Annotated in this window: 1 protein-coding gene; it reads left to right on the top strand. The window is 40.5% G+C overall.

The annotated features are described in order from the left end of the window. The coding region (locus ADIWIN_RS04060; RefSeq protein WP_200859787.1) for a histone deacetylase family protein at positions 1-529 on the top strand (529 nt) is incomplete at both ends.

Raw genomic sequence — 529 nt, 5'->3', positions numbered from 1 at the left:
CCAGAGGGGCATAGGTTTCCTATGGAAAAATATGAGTTGCTTCCTGAGCAATTGGTCTATGAGGGTACTTTAACAAGTGAGAATTTCTTCGAGCCGGAGCTTCTTGAAGAGTCTTTCATCACTTCTGTGCACGATCCTGAATATCTTCAAAAATTAAAGCAGCTCACATTAAGCAAAGCAGAGATCAGAAAAACAGGCTTCCCATTGAGCAATGAATTAGTAGAAAGGGAAATTCAGATTATGAACGGCTCAGTGATGGCCGCATTTTATGCCCTTGATGATGGGATTGGGATGAATATTGCTGGAGGAACACACCATGCGTTTAAGGATCGGGGTGAAGGATTTTGCTTGCTTAATGATATTGCGATTACTGCTAAGTGCTTATTATCACAACAGAGGGCAACGAAAATATTGGTGGTTGACCTCGATGTTCATCAAGGCAATGGTACCGCTTCAATATTTAAAAATGACCTAGAAGTTTTCACTTTTAGTATGCATGGAAAACACAATTATCCCATGCACAAAGAAC

Origin of the sequence: Winogradskyella psychrotolerans RS-3 (assembly GCF_000427335.1) — a bacterium.
Taxonomy (GTDB): domain Bacteria; phylum Bacteroidota; class Bacteroidia; order Flavobacteriales; family Flavobacteriaceae; genus Winogradskyella; species Winogradskyella psychrotolerans.
The sequence above is the reverse complement of the archived record's forward strand: the minus strand, read 5'-3'. Positions and strand labels throughout refer to the sequence as shown.